Below are 20,542 nucleotides of genomic sequence, written 5' to 3'. Positions count from 1 at the left end.
CACAACCCGTCCTCGATCCGCAGCTGTCTCGAATATGCCCGCACCAATGCCCGCGCCGTGCGCACGGCGCTGACGGCGGAGATGTGGGAGACCATCAACGATGCCTGGCTGCAACTGAAGAACAGCCGTGGCAACGACATGGATCGCGACGCGTTTTCCGACTTCCTCGAATTCACCAAGACCGTCTCGCTGCATTTCGACGGCTCGGCCTATCGGACCATGCTGCGCAACGACGCTTATTACTTTACCCGGCTGGGTGTCTCGATCGAGCGCGCCGACAACACCGCGCGCATTCTCGACGTGAAATATCATGTGTTGCTGCCCGAGACCGAGCGCGTGGGCGGTTCGCTCGATTATTTTCAATGGACGACGATCCTGCGCGAGGTGCAGGCGCATACGGCCTATCACTGGGTCTATCGCGAGGCGGTGAAGCCGTGGCACGTGGCTGATCTTCTGATCCTGAACCGGCAGATGCCGCGTTCGCTGGCCTGCTGTTACGAGTCTCTCGTGCGTCATCTCGATCTGATCGCCGACATCTATGGACGGCGCGGGCGCTCGCAGCGCCTCGCCGCCACGACTTCCGCCCGGCTCGGCGCCTCGCGGATCGAGGAAGTGTTCGGTCACGGCTTGCATGAATGGGTCGGTGAGTTCATCGTCGAGAACAACAGGCTCGGTGCCGAGATCACGGAGCAATATCTGATCTGACCCGTCGCCACGGCCCTGATCTGGCGCATCCGCCCCGGAGGTTACATGCGCGTTCGCATCGAACACGAAACCCATTACGAATACGATTCGCCGATCCGCGCCCTGATCCAGATTCTGCGGATGACGCCGCGCGCACATGAGGGGCAGCATGTGCGGCGCTGGCGCATCGAGCCGAGCATCGATGGCCAGCTGCGCCGTTCCGAGGATGCGCTGGGCAATATCGTGCATCATTTCTCTGCAGAATCGGGCGCCGAGGCGCTGACCTTGCGGGTCACCGGGGAGGTCGAGACTTTCGATACCAACGGCATCGTCAAAGGTGCCGTGACGCGCGCGCCCGATCTCTATTTCCTGCGCGACACGCTGCTTACGGAGACCGACGAAGCCCTGCGGGCTTTTGCGGCGGAGGTGGCGCAATACGACCGGAACGATGTTCTCGGCACGCTGCATCGGCTGATGAACGCGATCAATAGCGAGGTCGCCTTCGACACCCAGCCGACGCTGGTCTCGACGACGGCGCATGAGGCTTTCGCCATGCGCAAGGGCGTGTGTCAGGATCTGAGCCATATCTTCATCGGCTGCGCCCGATCCCTCGGCATTCCGGCGCGCTATGTCTCGGGTTATTTCGTGCGTATCGACGGTGTGACCGATCAGGATGCCGGCCATGCCTGGGCGGAGGCGAAGGTGCCGGGTCTTGGCTGGGTCGGTTTCGATCCGGCCAACGGGATCTCGACCACGGATGCGCATGTGCGTATCGCGATCGGCCTCGATTACCTGGGGGCGGCGCCCATCAGGGGCAGCCGCTGGGGTGGCGGTGGCGAGAGCATGGCGGTAAAGCTTGTCGTCGAAGATGCCGACGGGGCGGTTCAGAGCCAGCGGCAGAGCCAGGATTGAGGGCCCCACAAGGAGCACCCGCCATGACCTATTGCGTCGGTTTGCTGCTCGATCAGGGCATGGTCCTGATCGCGGATACGCGCACCAATGCCGGCCTCGACAATGTTTCGACCTATCGCAAGCTCAAGATCATCGAAAGGCCCGGCGCGCGCGTGCTGGCCCTGGCTTCGGCTGGCAATCTCTCGATGTCGCAATCCGTCGTCGGACTCCTCGAAGAGGGGGTCGAGGACGCGGAGACCGGGACGCTCCAGAAGCTGGAGGATGCAGGCAGCCTGTTCCAGGCGGTCCAGCTCGTGGGGCGCGCGGTGCGGCAGGTGCGATCCATCCATGAGCCGGGACTGAAGGAGGCCGGACTCTCCTTCGATGTGTCCTTCCTCTTCGGCGGCCAGATCGCCGGGGAGCCGATGCGGCTGTTCATGGTCTATGCCGCCGGCAATTTTATTGAATGCGGGCAGGATGCGCCTTTCCTGCAGATCGGTGAACACAAATACGGCAAGCCCATCCTCGATCGCGCGGTGGGCTATGACAGCGATCTCTACGACGCGCTCAAGATCGGCCTGATCTCGATGGATTCGACCATGCGCTCCAATCTCGGTGTGGGCTTGCCGATCGATATCGCCGTGATCCGGCGGGACGCGCTCGAGGCCGAGCTAGTGCACCGCATCGAGGCCGGGGAGACCTATTTCCACGATCTGCGCGAGCGCTGGTCCGCTGCCCTGCGCGCGGCCCATATGGCGATCCCGCGCCCGCCCTACGGCCAGAAGCGCTGAGCCGGTCCGCCTCATGCGCGCGCGGGTGGCTGATCACAGCTGCGCTCGCCCCACCAGCACCTGCCCCACCAGCACCTGCCCCACCCGTGCTCGCGCAGCGCAGCTTGACCAATATCAATGCATGATCCCGGTCCGAGGCGGAATGTGACGTTGAGGCAGGTCAGCCGGCGCCCAGCGCCAGCCGCTGCGCAGGCACGGCATCCCCCACAACCACCTGTCCACGAGGGAGAGAGATCATCATGCTCACCGCCAAGGACGTCATGACCAGCGAAGTCGTCACCGTAAAGCCGGATACGGCCGTGCAGGACATCGCGCAATTACTCTATTCCCAGCGCATCAGCGGCGTTCCCGTGGTCGATGCGCAGGAGAAGGTCGTCGGGATGGTCAGCGAGGGTGATCTGATGAGCCATGTCGGCGCTGTCGGTGATGCGCCGCCCAAGCGCTCCTGGTGGCTGCGTCTGCTTGGTGATGCCCCCGATACCGCCGAGAATTACACGCGCAGCCATGGGCGCACGGCGCAGGACGTGATGTCACGCAAGGTGCTCTCGGTCAGCGAGGATACTCCGCTCGGCGATATCGCGCGGCTGCTCGAGAAGAACCGCATCAAGCGGGTCCCGGTTCTGGCCGGCGGCAAGCTCGTGGGGCTGATTTCCAGGGCCAACCTGCTGCGTGGTCTGGCCGTGGCGAAGCCGCAGCAAGCATCGATCACGGCCGATGACCGCGCGCTCGGCGACGCGATCACGAAGGAATTGCGCAAGCATCCCTGGGGGGCCTTTACCAATGTCATCGTGCAGGATGGTGTCGCGCATCTATGGGGCTTCATCGATGCCGAATCCGAGCGCCGCGCCATCACGCTGATCGCGGAAGAGACGCCGGGCGTGCGCGGCGTCGAGGATCATCTCACCTTCCGCCCGGTCTACGAGGGCTGATCGTGCTCACAGGCTGATCAGCGCCACCGCGAGGATCAGCGCGAGGATGACCAGTCCCGAGACCCGCCACGGGAGGAGGAGGCGCTCCAGCGCCTCCGCCGGGGCGATGACGCGCAGGACGCGGCGCCATTCATGTGCCTGCGGCACCGGCGGTTCCATCTCGGTGACGGCCCGGATCATCCGGATCGCCCCGCGCTCCAGTGGTACGGCGATATCGCCCTCCGGGATAGCCGGCGAAGGGATCCGCCCGGCGAGCGGGGGGCTGAGCGCGAGCCCTGTGAGCGCAAGCGCCACGAGGACCGGCCAGATCCCGTCGATGATCGCGCCCGCACCGGCGAGATAGCCGAGCGGGCGCGGATCGAAGGCGCTCCATGCCAGCCATGGCAGGATCAGGGCACACAGCCCCATGACGATGACAGGCCCCGCCATCAGCGCCGGCGGGCGCGCCGCATCCGCTTCCACGCGCGCGCCGAGCACAAGATAGCGCAACAGGATCAGGCTGGTGCCGATCCCCGATGCGGTGACGAGCCAGAGCGTGAACCCCTCGAAAGCCGGCTTCACCGCCATCTTGGCCAGAGCCCCGCCCGTTCCGGGCAATCCCGCCACCGAGGCGCAGATTATGGCGATGCCGGCCAGAAGCGCGCGCCGCGCGCCGCCACGCGTCGCCGCGAGCAGGCCGACGCTGAGGAAGAGCGCCGCCTTGGCGAAACCGTGATGCATGGCATAGTAGCCCGCAGAGGCGAGGGCCTGCGGATCGGAAGCGGCGATGCCGGCGCCGATCACGGCGATGACGAGCCCCATCTGGCTCACCGTGGAATAGGCCAGCACGGCCTTCAGATTGCTCTGGGTCAGCCCGAGCAGAACGGCGAGATAGGCGCTCGCAAGGCCGATGATCATGAGCACGGTGCCGGTTTCGACCGCGCCTTCGGGCATGAACCGGATCAGGCCGATGATGCCGGCCTTGACGATGGCGCCTGAAAGCACGGCGGAGGCCGGTGTCGGCGCTGCCGGATGGGCGAGCGGCAGCCACAGATGCAGCGGCATCATGCCCGCCTTGAGGCCGAAACCGATGATGATCAGCGTGATGGCCAGCCCCTGCGTGACGGGGCGCAGCGTCCCCTCGCCGGCAGGCGCACCGAGCGTTGCACGCAGATCGGCGATCAGGAGGCTGTCGGCGCCGGATACGGCAATGACGAAACCGGTCAGCAGCATGGCTTCGCCAAAGATCGCGAGCGTGATATAGATCCGCGCCGCGCGCAGGGCTTTCGCCGTGCCTTCATGCACCACGAGGAAATACGAGGCGAGGGAGACGGCGGCGAAAGAGACGTAGAAGGTCACCGCATCGGCGGCGAGGAAGACGCCGAGATTGCCCGTCAGCGTCAGGCACCAGAAGCCGGTGAAGACGGCGGGTTTGCGCGGCGCTTTCATGTAGGCGAGCGCATAGAGCCCCGCCGCGAGCCAGATCGCCGCCGTCATGCCCAGCAATGTCAGGCCAAGCGTATCGGTCTTCAGGACAACGCCGAGCAGCACGTCCGGCGCCAGCGTCGTCCCGTCGGCAGGGCGCGCGAGCGCGAGCAGGAGGGCGGGGAGCGGCGCCAGCGGCAGCAGCCGCAGGGGTTTTTCGCGCAGGCCCGGAAGGCCCGCCAGCGCGCCGACCAGAAGCGGCCAGATCAGGATCAGCATGGGCCAGACCGGCCCCTGCGGCCAGAACGGGATCACGGCGGTGTCAGGTGTCATCATGGCCAATAATCCCGCTCCACGATGAGGGTGGCCCAGGCCAGCGGACTGAGATCCCAGCCTGCGAACAGGCCGACCGCGATGGCCGCGATCCCGGTGATCACCGCTGGCGCGATGATGCCGAGCGGGCGCTCGCCGGGGCGGCTGTCATCCTGCGCCTCGCCGAACCAGATCCGGTAGAGCAGGGGCAGGAAATAGGCCGCGTTCAGGAGCGTCGAGGCCGCGAGCACCCCGATCACCCAGGGCGCACCGGACTGGATGCCGCCGATGCCGATATAGATCTTGCTGACGAAGCCCGCCAGCGGCGGCAATCCGATCATGCCGAGCGCCCCGAGCGAGAAACAGACTGCGGTGAAGGGCATGCGCGCGCCGACACCGTTCAGCTGATCGATGCGCTTGATGCCGGCGCGTTCGTCGAAAATGCCGGCGCAGAAGAACAGGGTGATCTTCATCAGCCCCTGATGCACCAGATGGGCGAGCCCCCCGATCGCCGCATAGGGGCCGGCCAGAGCCATGCCGAGGATGATATAGGAGACCTGGCTGACGGTGGAATAGGCCAGCCGCTTCTTGATCTCGTTCTGCTGCAGGGCGCGCAATGAGCCGAAGATGATGGTGACCGAGGCCAGAATCGCGAGCGGCAAACCGACGCCGAGCTCCGTCACGAGGCTGATCCCGAACACGTCGTAGATGACGCGCACGAACCCGAAGGCTCCGGCCTTGACCACGGCGACGGCGTGCAGGAGCGCGCTCACCGGCGCCGGCGCGGCCATGGCCGAAGGCAGCCAGCCATGCAGCGGCACCAGCGCTGCCTTCACCCCGAGCCCGGTGACGAAAAGCGCGAAGATGATCCGCAGGCTGGTATCGTCCAGAAGCCGCAGATCCGCCGCGCGGGCGAATTCGATCGGCCCGGTGGCGCTCTCCAGCCAGATGATCGCGATCAGAAGCACGCCGCTCGCCGGCAAGGCATAGAACAGATACGAGCGCCCGGCGGCGATCGATTTCTCGTCCTGCTTGTGCACCACGAGCGGCCAGGTGCTCAGCGTCAGAAGCTCGTAGAAGATGAAGAAGGTGACGAGCGTGCCCGACAGCGCGATTCCCGTCGTGGCGAAGACGCACAGGCTGAAGAAGCCGAAGAAGCGCGAGAGATCGGGTTTTGGGCCGAAATAGGCGATGGCGTAGATCGTGGTCAGAAGCCAGAGAACGGCGGAAAGCGTGACGAAGAGCAAAGACAGCGCATCGACGCGCAAGAGCAGATACAATCCCGGCACGAATTCCAGCCGCGCCTCGTAGAGCGCACCGCCGGCCACCTCGCTCAGCATGAAGACGATCAGGCCGAGCTTGACCAGAGCACCGCCGAGATTGAGCCCGTTGCGCCAGCCGGCATTCTCCTGCGCGATGAAGAAGGTCGCGATCGCCGGAATCAGGGAGGTGATGAGGATCAGGACGGGGAGCAACGCCGTCATTCCAGCCCCTCCACCGCCGCGCCGGGACGCCCGATCCGGATGAAGGCGAAGGGGCCGGCGGAGAGAATGCCGAGCAGGATGGCGGCGAGCGCGAGCACCAGTGGCGCCGCCTGACGCGCCCGCGAGACGGCTCCGGGCACCGGTGCATCCGCGTCGGGCAGGGCGAAGGCGAGGGCGAGGGGGCGATAGAGATAGGCCGCCGCGAGCAGGCCGGCGACGATCAGCATCAGCGCCCAGAAGGGCTGACCGGCGGCGAAGGAGGCCGTCATCATCAGGTATTTAGCGGTGAAGCCCCCGCTCGGCGGCAGGCCCATCAGCGTGATGGCGGCGAGTGCGAAGGCGAAGACCGTCATCGGCATGGCGCGCACGATCCCCTTCATCCCCGGCAGCCGGTCATGCCCGATCGCCTCGATGATCAGGCCGGCGCACAGAAACATCGACGCCTTGGCCATGGCATGCGAGAGCGCGTGGAAGACCGCCCCGCTCCAGGCCCCCGCAGCCCAGGGCTGGGCCGCCGAGGTGCCGCCGGCCAGCGGGAAGACGAAGAAGAGATAGCCGAGCTGTGCCACGGTCGAATAGGCAATGATCAGCTTCAGCCGGTTCTGGTGCAGCGCCAGCAGCGAGCCGTAGATCATGGCGAGCGCCCCGAGCCCTCCCAGCAGCGTCAAAACGCCGGTGCCGGCGATATCCGGTGCAGCCTCGAACCAGAAGCGCAGCAGGATATAGAAGGACGCCTTCGGCACGAGCCCCGAGAGCATGGCGCTGGCCGGTGCCGGGGCGCCGGAATGGGCCGGCGGCAGCCAGGAATGAAAGGGAAACAGCGCCGTCTTCGCCGCAAGCCCGGCGGTGATCGCAGCCGCCGCGACGATATCACCCGGCGCGTTCCCGACACGGGCGGCGAGCAACGCGATGTCGAGGGTGCCGTGGGCCGCGTAGAGCAAAGCCGCACCGAGCAGATAGAGCAGCGAGCCCATCAGCGCGAACATCATGTAGCGCAGGGCTGCCGCGAGCGTCTCGCGCTTGCCCTCGATCCCGACCAGCGCTACGGCGACGAGGGTCAGGAGTTCGAGCCCCACATAGAGATTGAACAGATCGCCCGAGAGGAAGATCGCATTCAGCGCGCCCCAGAGCAGCAGCGCCAGCGGCCAGAAGGTATAGGCGCCGCGCCGCTCAGTCGCGCCCGCTCCGAAGGGCTTGCCCGCAACGGCGAGGATGGCGCCCATCACCAGCGCCGTCGTGGTGATGAAGCCGGCGGCAAGCCCGTCGGCGCGCAACTGAATCCCGAGCGGCGGCTCCCAGCCGCCGATGGCGAGGGTGAAGTCGCCGTCCCCGGCAATGATGACGAGCAGGGTCACGATGCCGATACCCGTGGCGGTCATCGTGGCCAGCGCGATCCCAGCGCCGCGCCGGCCCGTCACCATGGCGGCGAGGGCGCCGAAGAGTGGCGCGGTGAGGATCAGCGCGAGCGCGATGGCGGGGGAGAGTGCGGAATCGGTCACGGCGCGTCCTCGCTGCCGTCTTCATGCGTCTCGTCCTCGGGCAGGGCCCCGCTCTGCGCCAACCGCGCATGGGCGACGATCAGCGCGAGCGCCAGCGCGGTGGCTGCGAGCGCCACGACGATGCCGGTGATGATCATCGCCTGCGGCACCGGATCGGCCCCCGCCGCCGGATCGCGATAGGCGCTGGCGCCGAAGAGAAGGAAGATGCCCGAGCCGATCACGTTGAAGGCGAGTACCCGCCGGATCAGGCGGCGATGCGCCACGAAACCATAGAGCCCGAGCCCGATCAGGACCGCGCCGCACAGGCCGTAGAGCAGGGAAGCGGATGGCGCGATCATCGCTTCTCTTCCCCTTCCGGCGGGCCGAAGATCAGCATGGCGAGCGTCGCCGCGATGGAGAGCGTCAGCACCGCCTCGACGGCGAGGATCAGCCAGCCGGCATGTGCGGGCGGAAAGACGAGGAACGCACCTGCGAACACGCCCGCCACGGCAAGCGCCAGAAAGATCACGGGGCCGATCACGAGCGCGGCGCGCAGGGCGCGATCAGCCACGCGCGGGGCCTGCATCAGCCCGGCCATGATGGTGACGATCCACACGGCCGCGAGCACCGTCCCGCCCTGGAAGGCGCCACCGGGCTGCTTGCTTCCGGCCCAGACGAGATAGATCCCGACCAGCAGCCCGATCGGCGGGAGAATGCGCCCGAACTGGGCCAGAACCCCGCCCGGTCGCGTCACATGCCGCAAGCCGGCCCGCCCGCTCCAGGCGTCATCGCGCGCCAGCGTCCAGACACCCAGCAGTGCCGCGAGCAGCACGATGCTCTCCAGAAGCGTGTCCCAGCCCCGGAAATTCAAGAGTACCGCCGTGACGGGGTTTTCCGCCCCCGCATCGGCGAGATTGGCCGTGACGCGGCTCTGTAATCCCCGTGGTTCGGGCAGGGTGAGGAAGGCATGCGCGACGAGGGCCGTCACGACGAGGCTCGCCAGTCCCGTTGCGATCGTCTTGCCTTCCAGGACGGGCGCGGGTTCCGGCGCATCGATGTTGCGCATGATCCGTGACAGCGCCGCGAGCAACAGCACCCCGGTCAGCCCCGCTCCGATCGCGGCTTCAGCCAGCGCGACATCGATGGCGCCCAGCCGTAACCAGGCGATGGCGATGAGGATGCCGTAGACGATGAAGAAAACCACCGCCATGAAGGCCGCGCGTCCGAAAACCGCCGCGCCGGCGACGGCCAGGATGAGCAGGCACAGGGTCAGATCGAAAAGCGAGGCGATCATCTCCGGCGCGTCTCCCCGTCACCGGTCGCGTCCGTGGGCGATCGCGGTTCCTCCCCCAGATCCGCCGGTGCCGCGACGCGGGCGACGAGCTGCGCCGTCGCGCCGGCGGCGAGGATGGCGAGCGCCCAGATCAGCACCAGCTTGAACAGATCGGCAAGGCCCGGCATTTGCACGGTCAGACCCAGCGCGATCAGGCCGAGACCGAGATTGTCGGCCTTGGTGAGGGCGTGCAGGCGGCTATGGGTATCGGGAAAGCGGATCAGGCCGAGCGTCCCGGCTGCGAAGAAGATGAGCCCCGCCGCCGTCATCACGATGGTGAAGAGATCGCTCATCAAGGCGCCTCGTCAGCTTGTGCCGCGTCCGGTTGCGCATCATCTTCCGGATCGCCGCGCCCCGAACCGCGTACGCTCTTGACGAAGGCGATGGCCGCGAGCGCCGCGAGCAGGGCGAGGACCAGGGCGACATCAAGCATCGCCCATTCCTGCGTCGCGGCGGCGAGCAGCAGAATGGTCGCGACGCCGCCGCTGCCAACGAGCTGCGCCGCCATCATCCGGTCCGCCTGATCAGGCCCGCGCCAGACGCGCCACAGCGCGCCGCCGATGGTCAGGAGCATGCCGGTGGCGAGGAGGAGATACCAGCTGCTCACTCCGCCTCCCGGTGGTTTGCGTCGTTGCGCAGGGCCCGTTCGAAGGCCGCCTCCTCGTGCGCGATCTGCCCGGCGATATCCTGCCCGGTATCGAGCATATGAATCAGCAGCCGGTCGCCCTTCGCGCCGGCGACGAGGGTGCCCGGCATCAGGCTGAACTCACCCCCGAGCGCCACCTTGCCGCCATCCGGCAGGCGCGTGCGCACGATCTTCCAGCCCGGAGTGAGCGGCATGCGCGGATCGAAGACCCGGCGCGCCACATCGACACCGCCCATCAGCGAGCGCCAGAGGAAGCCCGGCAGCATCACCACGAGCGGCCACAAGGCCAACCCGGCGCGCGGCGGCATCAACATGAGGCTCAGCGCCGTCGCCGCGAGGGCCGCGACGCCACCGATGGCGAGCCCGCCGGGATCGGCGCCCGTCAGAATCAGCCAGATCGCGGCGAGGAATCCCGCGCGCTTGGCGATGATCAGACCCCGTTTCGGCGTCACGTTACCCCCTTGGTGCCTGCCGCTCGCAATTGATCCGATTCGAAGCGTAGCCGATGCAAAACCCCGCGCAAGCCGTCAGGGTTCCGGATCGCGCGATTCAACAAGCCTTTCGCAAGGCGCTCGTGGCACTATCGTGAAAACGAATCGGAGGAAATGCCATGGTTGAAAAGACTCCGGCGCGAGAGGGTTCCGGCGGCGCCGATCCCCAGAACGATGCCCATATCGCCTCGCCCTCCTACCGTCTCGCTGCGCTGGACGAGGATTTCCTGCTCGGCGATTCCATGCGCGGCGTGCGCTTCATGCTGGAATACGCCAAGGCCGAGCAGCTCTTGCGGGAATGGGGGGTACGTTCCACCATCGTGGTCTTCGGCAGTGCCCGTGTGCGGCCCGACGGGCCCGGTCGCCAGTCGTACTGGCATGCCCAAGCGCGCGAATTCGGGCGGATCGCCTCGCAGCGCGGCGGAGCCCTGCATACGGCAGCGGAAACGCGCGACAACGTCATCGCCACTGGTGGCGGTCACGGTATCATGGGTGCGGCCAATCGCGGTGCGCACGAGGCCGGTGCACCCTCGATCGGCTTCAACATCACCCTGCCGCGCGAGCAGGAGCCCAATCCCTGGGCGACGCCGGAACTCACCTTCCGCTTCCACTATTTCGCGATCCGCAAGATGCACCTCGCCATGCGGGCCAATGCGCTGGTGATCTTTCCCGGCGGATTCGGCACGCTCGACGAGTTGTTCGAGCTGCTCACCCTGGTGCAGACCAGGAAGGCCCCGCGCCTGCCGATCGTGCTCTTCGACGAGGCCTATTGGCGGGCAGTGGTCAATCTCGAGGTGCTGGCCGAGCACGGCATGATCGCTCCGACCGATCTCGACCTGTTCAGCTTCGCCGACGACGCGGAAGCCGTCTGGTCGACACTCGTCGCAGCCGGCCTGAAGGCCCATGCCGGCCCGCTCGAAGCGCAGGAAAAAAGCGGCGGGCTTACCTGAGACCCCGACGCCCGTTTTCGAAATTGCTGCCCTTGGCCGCAGTCATTGCATTTCTGCGCAGCCGCGTTCAGCCACCCAACCGCTTCTTGCGCTGCGCGAGCGTGCGCAGGCGCAGGGCGTTGAGCTTGATGAAGCCCTCCGCGTCGCGATGGTCATAGGCGACGGCACCTTCCTCGAAGGTCACCAGATCCTGATCGTAGAGCGAGAACGGGCTTGTGCGGCCGATGACGATGACATTGCCCTTGTAGAGCTTGAGACGGACCTCGCCGGTGACGAATTCCTGGCTCTTGTCGATCAGACCCTGCAACAATTCGCGCTCGGGCGAGAACCAGAAACCGTTATAGATCAGCTCCGCATAGCGCGGCATCAGCTCGTCCTTGAGGTGCGCCGCGCCGCGATCGAGGGTGATCGATTCGATGGCGCGATGCGCCGTGATCAGGATGGTGCCGCCCGGCGTCTCGTACATGCCCCGGCTCTTCATGCCGACGAAGCGGTTCTCGACCAGATCGAGCCGCCCGATGCCGTTCTCGCGGCCGAGCTGGTTGAGGTGTTCGAGCATGCTGGCGGGGGAGAGCTTCTCGCCGTCGATGGAGACGGGATCGCCCTCCTCGAAGCCGATGGTGATCACCGTCGGCTCATCGGGCGCCTCTTCAGGGCCGATCGTGCGCGAATAGACGTAATCGGGCACCTCGTCGGCGGGATCTTCCAGCACCTTGCCCTCGGAGGAGGTGTGCAGGAGATTGGCATCGACCGAGAACGGCGCCTCGCCGCGCTTGTCCTTCGCAATCGGAATCTGGTGCTGCTCGGCGAATTCGATCAGCTTCGTGCGCGACAGAAGGTCCCATTCACGCCACGGCGCAATCACCGTGACATCGGGCTTGAGCGCATAATATGCCAGTTCGAAGCGCACCTGGTCGTTGCCCTTGCCGGTGGCGCCGTGGGCCACCGCATCGGCGCCGACCTTCTCGGCGATCTCGATCTGCTTCTTCGAGATGAGCGGGCGGGCGATGGAGGTGCCGAGCAGATAGACGCCCTCGTATTCCGCATTGGCGCGAAACATCGGGAAGACGTAATCGCGCACGAATTCCTCGCGCAGATCCTCGATGAAGATGTTCTCTTCCTTGATGCCGAGCAGCAGCGCCTTCTGGCGTGCGGGCTCGAGCTCCTCGCCCTGGCCGAGATCGGCAGTGAAGGTCACCACCTCGCAGCCATAGGTCGTCTGAAGCCATTTCAGGATGATCGAGGTGTCGAGGCCGCCGGAATAGGCCAGCACCACTTTCTTCACGCGCTTGTCGGTCATGGACGGTCTCGAACTTGTTTTCGCCGAATTTCATCGGGAGGGGTGATGGCTGTGTTTATAAGCACAAGCGGCCCGGACGCAACCGCGAAGGACGCAACCCGCTTGCGGGTTTCGCCGTTAGCCTTCACCCTGTGCAGATCGATTCGAAGGATGCCCTCATGGCGCGCACTCCGGTCATCGAATTCTGGTATGAATTCGCCTCGACCTATTCCTACCTCTCTGCCATGCGCATCGAGGAGGCGGCGCGCGAGGCCGGCGTCGTCGTGCGCTGGCGCCCGTTCCTGCTGGGGCCGATCTTTTCCACGCAGGGCTGGAACACCTCGCCGTTCAATCTCTACCCCGCCAAGGGGCGCTACATGTGGCGCGACATGGCGCGCGAGGCTGCCCGGATCGGCCTGCCGCTGGTCAAGCCCGCACCCTTCCCCCAGAACAGCCTGACGGCGACACGGGTGGCGCTCCTCGGCGCGGACGAGCCCTGGGGGCCGCAATTCACCCGTGCCGTCTATCGCACCGAATTCGGCGAAGGCCGCTCCATCGAGGAACCCTCCGCCGTGCGCGCGATTCTGGAGACCTGCGGCCTCGATCCGGACGTGATCATGAAGGCGGCCACCGGTGACGCCAATAAAACCCGGCTGCGCGCGCTGACTGAAGAAGCCCGCTCGCGCCACATCTTCGGCGCTCCGACCTTCTTCAGCGAGGATGGCGAGATGTTCTGGGGCAATGATCGCCTTGAGGCAGCCTTGGCCTGGGCGACGGGGGAACGACCGGGCGATTTGCGGTAGGCGCTTCATCTGCGATTGTATTTTTGGGGGTTTCGCGGTTCATCTTTCGGACCTGCGACGTTTTAACCTGAAATTCACGGCCTTGCCGCAGCGTGAAACGTCCCTGAAAAGGGCGTTTCGCGGAGTGTCCCTTGGCTCGAATTCGAACCGACAAGCGAATGACCTGGCGCAGCCGCCCGCTGCAGCCGACGACCTTGCCCGTCATCGTCGCGCTCGTGGTCATCGTGGCGGCCTGGATCTTCGCCGAGCATCAGGCCCGGACTCTCGCCCAACAGAGCATGCGCGCGCAGGTGCTCGACAAGGTCAGCGTCATCCGCGCCAAGCTCGAAGGCGGCATCAACGCCAATGTCCAGCTGGTGCGTGGCCTCGTCACCGTGATCGAGAGCGAGCCCGATCTCGATCAGGCGCGTTTCGACAGCCTCGCATCGAGTCTCATCCGGGGCGACAACGAACTGCGCAATATCGCTCTCGCGCCCGATCTCGTGGTCAACATGGTCTATCCGCTCGTCGGCAACCGCGCCGCTCTGGGCCTTGATTACAGCAAACCCGGTCCGCAGCGGGAGGCCGCCCTGCGCGCCAGGGATACGGGCCGTCTGATCCTCGCCGGACCGGTCGATCTGGTTCAGGGCGGTCGGGGCTTCATCGGCCGCTTCCCGATCTTCATATCCGATGAAGACGCCGACCCGCGTTTCTGGGGCATTGCCGCAGCGGTCATCGATGCCGACAAGCTCTATTGGCAGAGCGGATTGTGGAACAGTGATCTCGACATTGCTCTCATGGGGCGTGACGGCAGCGGTGCACGCGGCGACGTGTTCTTCGGAGACGCGGACGTCATCGAGCAGGACCCCGTCTATGTCGACGTGATCCTGCCGACCGGAACCTGGCGTCTCGCGGCCACTCCGCCCGGCGGCTGGCGGCACGACATGGCGCATATCTGGGCGCTGCGCCTTCTGATCGTGATCGCGGGCGCCATCATCATCCTGCCGATCTGGTTCGCCGGACGCCTTATGGGCGAGCGGCAGGCCCACATGCAGACGCTGGCGCATCGCGAGGAAGAGATGCGGCTGCTCTCCCAGCGTCTCGAACTGGCGCTCACCACCTCCGAAATCGGCATCTGGGAGCTCGATCTGCACACCGGCGAGCTGATCTGGGATCAGCGTATGCACGAGCTCTACGATGTCGCGCCGGGCGCAGCGCGCCATGTTGATATCTGGCGTGAGCGCCTGCATCCCGATGATCTGGCGCGGGCCGAAGAGGAATTGCGCGAATGCATCGAGGAAACGGGACGCTACGAGACCGAATTCCGCATCATGACACGCAGCGCAGAGGTCCGCTGGATCCGCGCCATCGCGACGATTCAGGCTGATGCCGACGGACAGCGCAGGCTCGTGGGCGTGAACTGGAATGTCTCGCGCGACCATGCGCTGACCGAGGACATCACCCGCGCCAAGGAACTCGCCGAAGCGCGCTCTCGTGCGCTCGAGCAGGCCAAGGGGCGCATCGAATACAATGCCCTGCATGACTCGCTGACGGGTCTGCCCAATCGCCGCTATCTCGACCGGGTCCTGCTCGGCAAGGCCGGGCCGGGTGTCGCGCAGATCATCGATGGAGGGGAGGCGATTGCCGGATATGGCGGCGAAACGCGATTGGCCCTGCTTCATGTCGATCTCGACCGCTTCAAGCAGATCAATGACACGCTGGGCCATGCAGCCGGTGACGCCATGCTGGTCCATGCGGCCGAGGTGCTGCGTTCCCAGACGGATGCGGACATGTTCGTGGCCCGCGTCGGCGGTGACGAATTCGTTGTCTTCTGCACCAATCGCGATGAGGCTGCCCTGTCGGCGCTCGCCGGACGGATCGTCGAGGCCATGCGCCGCCCGGTCGTCTTCGAGGGGCATGAATGCCGCTTCGGCGTCAGTATCGGCATCGCGCACGGCGCGCGTTGCGTCAGCGGCGACGAATCCGTCGGCAAGCGGCTGCTCGTCAACGCCGATATTGCGCTCTATCGGGCCAAGAGCCGCGGGCGCGACCGCTATGAATTCTTCACGCAGGCGCTGCAGGCGGAAATCGTCGAGACCAAGAAGCTCGCCGACGACATCCTGCGCGGCATGGAGAATCACGAATTCGAGGCTTTCTATCAGCCGCAATTCGATGCGCGCAGCCGCGACATCGTCGGCGTCGAGGCGCTGGTGCGCTGGCGCCATCCCATCCTCGGCCTGCTGGCGCCGGATCGCTTCATGCGGGTGGCCGAGGAGCTCAACGTCGTCACCGCGATCGATCGCCTCGTTCTGGAGCAGGGGCTGCGTGACCATGCCGCCTGGCGTGAGGCGGGACTCGTCATTCCCAAACTCTCGGTCAACGTCTCGGCCCGGCGCCTGCATGACGAGGAACTGATCGCACAGCTCGGCGGAATGGATATCGCGCCGGGTGTGGTCGCCTTCGAACTGGTCGAATCGATCTTTCTCGATGAGGAGGACGAGGTTGCGATGGCCAATATCGAAGCCATCAAGGGGCTGGGCATCGATATCGAGATCGATGATTTCGGCACCGGCTACGCCTCCATCGTCAGCCTGATGAAGTTGCAGCCGGCGCGCCTCAAGATCGACCGGCAGTTCATCGCGCCGATCCTGGATTCGACCCGCCAGCGCAAGCTGGTACGCTCCATCGTCGATATCGGCGCCTCGCTCGGCATCGGCATCGTTGCCGAAGGGGTAGAGACGATGGATCACGCCACGGCCCTGCAGCGTATGGGATGCGACGTGCTGCAAGGCTATGCCTTCGCCCGCCCGATGACGGCGGCGACTCTGACCGGCTTTGCGCGCGGACAGCAATGGCGTGTCGCACCCGTGGCCCGCTCGGACGAGGGCCCGAAGGACGTCATCGCCCGGGTGCAGCGCGCCGCCGGTGCCTGAGCGCCGTCATTCGCCGCCGTAGAGCCAGCGCCCGTCCGCGCGGAACGCCGCGCGCGAATCATCCCGATTGTAGAACATGTGACCGCCCGGATACTGCGCCTCGCGCAGCCGCTCGCCCGGTCCGAAGGGGCGCAGCTGGCGCAGCACCAGATGCGTCTCGAAATAGGGTGTGACGAGATCGGTCAGCCCGTGCACGACCAGCACGTCGAAGGCGGGATCGAGCGCCATCGAACGCGCCAGAGCCGTGAGCGCTTCAGGCTGGCGTCGCCCCGAGCCGAAATCCCAGGCCCGGTTGACGCCGTTATTGAGCAGGATGTAGCGGCGCTTCGGCAGCCAGTCGAGGCGTGTGGCATAGAGATCGAGCATGGCGCGGGTCAGCGGCGCCGTCATGGCGTCGAGCACGGGTTCACTCGCACGCGAGAATGCGGCTTGCGGGAACGGATCGTCACTGGTCACGCCGGTATCGTAGATGCTGGCGATGCGCTGATCGTCACGGGCGAATTCACGGGCGAAAACCTGCACGTCGAGCCGCCCGCCATGGCGGGACACGAAATCCGGATCAAGCCCGGTGAGGTCACTCACATTCTCCACGATCCTCGCCACCGCCGCCGCGTCGCCAGGGCCGCGCAGAAGGTCGGCGAGGAATGCGCCCTCGGCATAGTCTTCCGCCGCGCGTAGTCTTTCCATGTCGATCCCGCCATCGCGCTCCATCGCGGCGGCGGCGAGGGAGGGTAGCAGCGCGACGCGCGGCAGGGGCGCGTGGGCGGGCTGTTCGCGCCAGCCGAAATCGAGCACCGGGGAGACGAGCGTCATGCCCGAGAGCGCGATGCCCGTCTCGCTCTGCATCTCGTCGGCCAGAAGCGGTCCGCGAAAGCCGCCATAGCTCTCGCCGATGAAATAGACAGGCGATGCGACACGCCCGCGCTGGCGCAGCCAGTCGGCGATGAAATCGGCCAGCGCCTCGATATCGCCATCGACGGAGAGGAATTCTTCGCGCGAACCGCGATCATTTTCCGCAAGCCGGCTGAAGCCCGTCCCGACCGGATCGACGAAGACGAGATCGGTAAAGGCGAGCCAGGTCTCGGCATTGTCGACGAGGGCGACGTCCTGCGAGGGGCTGATGGTCTCGCTGCCCATGGGCAGCCGCCAGGGCCCGAGCACGCCGATATGCAGATAGGCCGAAGCCGCGCCCGGCCCGCCATTGACGGCGAAGGTCACCGGGCGGGCGGTATCTGCCTCCCCCTCGGCATCGCTGCGCATGTAGGCGACATAGGCGATGTCCGCGCGCGCTTCCCCGCGATCCGTGCGCAGGGTCAGCGCGCCGGCCCGTGCCGTGAAATGCAGCTGGCCCTCATCGGTGTCGATGCTGTGGCGGGTGACCGAAGTCGCTGGCAGGCCCGTCGCCCGGGAAATCTGCTGCGCCGGCCCGTTGGCGGCACCGTTCGTATCCTCGCGCGCATCGCCGTTATCCCGGGCGGCGAGCGGCATCGCGAGCATGAGCGTAGTGCAGAGCACGAGGATGCGGCTGAGGTGGCGTGGCAGCGCCGAGCCGCCCCGGCATCGTGAGCGATCAGGCGGGGTCATGGCGGTGTCGGCGGTGGCGGCAGGCATGTGCGATCCTTCCCTGGTCGTTTCCCGGACCATGCGGATTTGCGTCATCGTTGCGGCAGATGGAGCAGCATGGTTGCAGCGACAATGTGGCGGGATCAATCAGCGCAGCCGAGCGCAGGCGCTCACCGCGGTGACCCTTGGATGCCGCAAAAGCACTATCGGAGCGCGCGGATGCGTTCTAGCATCCGCTTCGTGGAGCAGGGAACGGCCCGGCATGCGAATCTCCGATGCGAAACCACCTTCCGCCGCTTCAGGCGAAATCACTGTCGCGGCGCCGGCAAGTGCCCTGCGCGCCGCAGCACTGACGCTGATTGCCTGCGCATTCTTCGCAGCCGCCAATGCCTTCGCGAAAGGGGCTCAGGTCGATGGTGCCATGCCGCCGCAGCAGGTGACGTTCTTTCGCTTCCTCTTCGGCTTCCTCACCCTGCTGCCCTGGATCCTGCTGGCGCGCGGCCCCGTTTTTCGCACCGCCGTACCGCATATCCATGCGATTCGGGTGATCTTCGGCATGAGCGGCGTCATCTGCATGTTCGCTGCACTCGCCCATCTGCCGCTCGCGGACGTGACGGCGATCGCCTGGGCCAACCCGCTGGTGGCGATGCTGCTCGCGGCCCTGTTTCTGGGTGATCGCATATCCGGGCGGCGCTGGCTTTTTGCCGCGATCGGCTTTGCCGGCGTGCTCGTGATGATGCGCCCCAGCGGTGCCGCCTTTGGCTGGGAGGGGCTGTTCGCGCTCGGCGCCGCCTTGTTCATCGGCGCCGAAGTCGCGGCAATCCGTGCGCTCGCCGGTCGCGACGGATCGCTGACCGTGCTTGCCATCGCCAATGCCGGGGGCTGCCTCGCGACCCTGTTGATCGCGGCTCCGGTGATGATCCTGCCCGATGGCTGGCAGCTCTTCGCCATGGCGATGACGGGCTCGCTGATGGTGACGGGCCAGCTGCTCTTCATGGCGGCTATTCGCCTGCGTGAGACGAGTTTCGTGGCGCCGTTCTATTACGCGACGCTGCTCTTCGCATTCGTCTACGGCATGGTCTTTTTCGGCGAGATCCCCGATCTATGGGTCTTTGTCGGCGCCGGCGCGATCGTCTTCAGCGGCATCGCCATTACCTTGCAGAGCGCGCGCGAGGAGCGCTTGCGGCGTGTGACATGATCGCGAAAGGGATGCAGCGCGCCCGTCGGCGATGCGTTTTGCGTCAAACTGGTCTACATTCCCGGCAACCGTTTCGAACCGAGTTGATCCTTGCTGCCGCCAACACCGATCCGCCCCGCCATCGACGCGCTCCAGCATTTCGGCCGGGCTGCGCGCAATACCTATGACCCCGTGCTGCGTATCGGCGTGACAGGGCTTGCGCGTTCGGGCAAGACGGTCTTCACGACTGCGCTCGTCCATCATCTGATCACGCAGGGCGACTTGCCGGCCCTGCGGGCGAGCGGGGAGGGGCGGCTACGGCGCGCGCGGCTGGTGCCACAGCCCGACGACGCGGTTCCGCGCTTCACTTATGAAGAACACCTCGCGAGGCTCACGCAGGCGCGGCAATGGCCGGAATCCACATCACGCATAAGCCAGTTGCGGCTGGCCATCGATTACGAACGAGGCGCAGGACGCTGGTTGAGCGGGTCTGCGCGCCTCGCCCTCGACATCATCGACTATCCGGGCGAATGGCTGCTCGACCTCACCCTGATGGATGAAAGCTTCGCGGATTGGTCGCGTGAGGTGGTAGCACAGGCGCGCCAGCCCGAACGCGCTGCGATCGCGGAAACATTTCTTGCGCAGATCGACGCGCTCGATCCCGCAGCGCCGGCGGACGAGCAGCGCATCGACCGGCTTTCCGAGGTCTTCAAGGCCTATCTGCAAGCCCTGCGTCAGGGGCCGGAAGCGATCGCGACGACGCCGCCCGGGCGCTTCCTGATGCCGGGCGATCTGGCGGGATCGCCGGCTCTGACCTTTGCGCCGCTGATCCTCGATGCAGACACGGCGCCCGTGCGCGGCAGCATCGGAGCACTGATGCAAAGACGCTTCGACGCCTATAAACGCCATGTGGTCGCGCCGTTCTTCCGCGATCATTTCCGGCATCTGGACCGGCAGATCGTGCTGGTCGACGTGTTGAGCGCCCTCGATGGCGGCGCACAGGCCCTCGCGGAACTGGAGCACGCCCTCGACCGGGTTCTGCTCGCCATGCGCGCGGGGCGCAACAGCTGGCTGACGCGGCTCTTCGCGCCACGCACGGAGCGCATCCTCTTCGCCGCGACCAAGGCCGATCATCTGCATCAGACGCAGCATCGCCGGCTGGAGGCGATCCTGCGCCATCTCGTGGAGCGCGCGATCCGGCGGATGCGTGCTGCGGGCGGCGAAGTCGGCGCCGTCGCGATCGCCGCGCTTCGCGCCACGCACGAGACGACGGTGCGCGATGGCGCGGATATCCATCGCGCCGTTGCCGGTACGCCGGAGGCGGGCGAGCGCATCGGCGATACACTCTTCGACGGGGCGAGCGAAGCAGCGGTTTTTCCCGGTGACCTGCCCGAGGATCCCACGCGCGTCTTCGC

General features: G+C 66.2%; 19 protein-coding genes. 9 read left to right on the top strand and 10 right to left on the bottom strand.

From position 1 onward, the window contains the following. The 4 genes from VKP01_RS00560 to VKP01_RS00545 form a co-directional block, all read left to right on the top strand. The coding region (locus VKP01_RS00560; protein ID WP_324409694.1) for an alpha-E domain-containing protein at positions 1-705 on the top strand (705 nt) is incomplete at its 5' end. Positions 706-750: 45 nt separating this feature from the next. Continuing rightward, positions 751-1,596 carry a transglutaminase family protein gene (locus tag VKP01_RS00555; protein ID WP_324409693.1) on the top strand — a complete coding sequence of 282 codons (846 nt, stop codon included), beginning with the start codon at positions 751-753 and terminating at the stop codon, positions 1,594-1,596. Between the two features lie 23 nt (positions 1,597-1,619). Next, on the top strand, positions 1,620-2,366 hold the full coding sequence (locus tag VKP01_RS00550) for a peptidase (RefSeq protein WP_324409692.1): 747 nt from the start codon (positions 1,620-1,622) through the stop codon (positions 2,364-2,366). Between the two features lie 239 nt (positions 2,367-2,605). Then, a complete protein-coding gene (locus VKP01_RS00545; RefSeq protein ID WP_324409691.1) occupies positions 2,606-3,295 on the top strand; it encodes a CBS domain-containing protein in 690 nt (229 codons plus the stop codon). A 6-nt stretch (positions 3,296-3,301) separates the two neighbouring features. Here the strand turns inward: VKP01_RS00545 and VKP01_RS00540 are convergent, their stop codons facing one another. The 8 genes from VKP01_RS00540 to VKP01_RS00505 are packed head-to-tail and all read right to left on the bottom strand — an operon-like array spanning position 3,302 to position 10,404. Continuing rightward, positions 3,302-5,035, bottom strand: a complete 1,734-nt coding sequence (locus tag VKP01_RS00540) for a complex I subunit 5 family protein (RefSeq protein ID WP_324409690.1) — start codon at positions 5,033-5,035, stop codon at positions 3,302-3,304. After that, entirely contained in the window at positions 5,032-6,495 is a 1,464-nt protein-coding gene (locus VKP01_RS00535) for a proton-conducting transporter membrane subunit (protein ID WP_324409689.1), read from the bottom strand. Before VKP01_RS00535 ends, VKP01_RS00540 begins: the two co-directional genes overlap by 4 nt. Then, positions 6,492-7,994, bottom strand: a complete 1,503-nt coding sequence (locus VKP01_RS00530) for a complex I subunit 5 family protein (protein ID WP_324409688.1) — start codon at positions 7,992-7,994, stop codon at positions 6,492-6,494. Before VKP01_RS00530 ends, VKP01_RS00535 begins: the two co-directional genes overlap by 4 nt. After that, a complete protein-coding gene (locus VKP01_RS00525; RefSeq protein WP_324409687.1) occupies positions 7,991-8,332 on the bottom strand; it encodes an NADH-quinone oxidoreductase subunit K in 342 nt (113 codons plus the stop codon). The genes VKP01_RS00530 and VKP01_RS00525 overlap by 4 nt, the downstream gene beginning before the upstream one ends. Beyond that, on the bottom strand, positions 8,329-9,267 hold the full coding sequence (locus VKP01_RS00520; RefSeq protein WP_324409686.1) for a hydrogenase subunit MbhD domain-containing protein: 939 nt from the start codon (positions 9,265-9,267) through the stop codon (positions 8,329-8,331). Before VKP01_RS00520 ends, VKP01_RS00525 begins: the two co-directional genes overlap by 4 nt. After that, the gene (locus VKP01_RS00515) at positions 9,264-9,599 is read right to left on the bottom strand and encodes a monovalent cation/H(+) antiporter subunit G (RefSeq protein WP_324409685.1); all 336 of its coding nucleotides are present in this window, start codon (positions 9,597-9,599) and stop codon (positions 9,264-9,266) included. Before VKP01_RS00515 ends, VKP01_RS00520 begins: the two co-directional genes overlap by 4 nt. Further along, positions 9,599-9,913 carry a monovalent cation/H+ antiporter complex subunit F gene (locus VKP01_RS00510; protein WP_324409684.1) on the bottom strand — a complete coding sequence of 105 codons (315 nt, stop codon included), beginning with the start codon at positions 9,911-9,913 and terminating at the stop codon, positions 9,599-9,601. The genes VKP01_RS00515 and VKP01_RS00510 overlap by 1 nt, the downstream gene beginning before the upstream one ends. Continuing rightward, positions 9,910-10,404 carry a Na+/H+ antiporter subunit E gene (locus VKP01_RS00505; RefSeq protein WP_324409683.1) on the bottom strand — a complete coding sequence of 165 codons (495 nt, stop codon included), beginning with the start codon at positions 10,402-10,404 and terminating at the stop codon, positions 9,910-9,912. Before VKP01_RS00505 ends, VKP01_RS00510 begins: the two co-directional genes overlap by 4 nt. Positions 10,405-10,685: 281 nt before the next feature. Between VKP01_RS00505 and VKP01_RS00500 the strand changes: the two genes are divergently transcribed. Further along, the gene (locus tag VKP01_RS00500) at positions 10,686-11,393 is read left to right on the top strand and encodes an LOG family protein (protein WP_324409696.1); all 708 of its coding nucleotides are present in this window, start codon (positions 10,686-10,688) and stop codon (positions 11,391-11,393) included. Positions 11,394-11,460: 67 nt separating this feature from the next. Here VKP01_RS00500 and VKP01_RS00495 read toward each other — a convergent pair whose 3' ends face one another. After that, positions 11,461-12,693, bottom strand: coding sequence for an argininosuccinate synthase (locus tag VKP01_RS00495; protein WP_074443179.1), 1,233 nt, complete (start codon positions 12,691-12,693; stop codon positions 11,461-11,463). A gap of 158 nt (positions 12,694-12,851) precedes the next feature. Between VKP01_RS00495 and VKP01_RS00490 the strand changes: the two genes are divergently transcribed. Continuing rightward, entirely contained in the window at positions 12,852-13,475 is a 624-nt protein-coding gene (locus tag VKP01_RS00490) for a 2-hydroxychromene-2-carboxylate isomerase (RefSeq protein WP_324409682.1), read from the top strand. Between the two features lie 131 nt (positions 13,476-13,606). After that, entirely contained in the window at positions 13,607-16,387 is a 2,781-nt protein-coding gene (locus tag VKP01_RS00485) for a bifunctional diguanylate cyclase/phosphodiesterase (protein WP_324409681.1), read from the top strand. A gap of 6 nt (positions 16,388-16,393) precedes the next feature. Here the strand turns inward: VKP01_RS00485 and VKP01_RS00480 are convergent, their stop codons facing one another. Continuing rightward, positions 16,394-17,998 (bottom strand): S10 family peptidase, encoded by a 1,605-nt coding sequence (locus VKP01_RS00480; protein ID WP_324409680.1) that lies wholly within the window; start codon positions 17,996-17,998, stop codon positions 16,394-16,396. Between the two features lie 214 nt (positions 17,999-18,212). On the opposite strand from VKP01_RS00480, the gene VKP01_RS00475 reads away from it, so the two are divergent. Beyond that, a complete protein-coding gene (locus tag VKP01_RS00475; RefSeq protein ID WP_324409679.1) occupies positions 18,213-19,148 on the top strand; it encodes a DMT family transporter in 936 nt (311 codons plus the stop codon). Between the two features lie 93 nt (positions 19,149-19,241). Next, the coding region (locus VKP01_RS00470) for a YcjX family protein (protein ID WP_414706477.1) at positions 19,242-20,542 on the top strand (1,301 nt) is incomplete at its 3' end.

It is taken from the genome of Saliniramus sp. (assembly GCF_035311605.1).
Classification (GTDB): domain Bacteria; phylum Pseudomonadota; class Alphaproteobacteria; order Rhizobiales; family Beijerinckiaceae; genus Saliniramus.
Note: the sequence above shows the minus strand (reverse complement) of the source record. Positions and strands in the feature narration are given on the sequence as shown.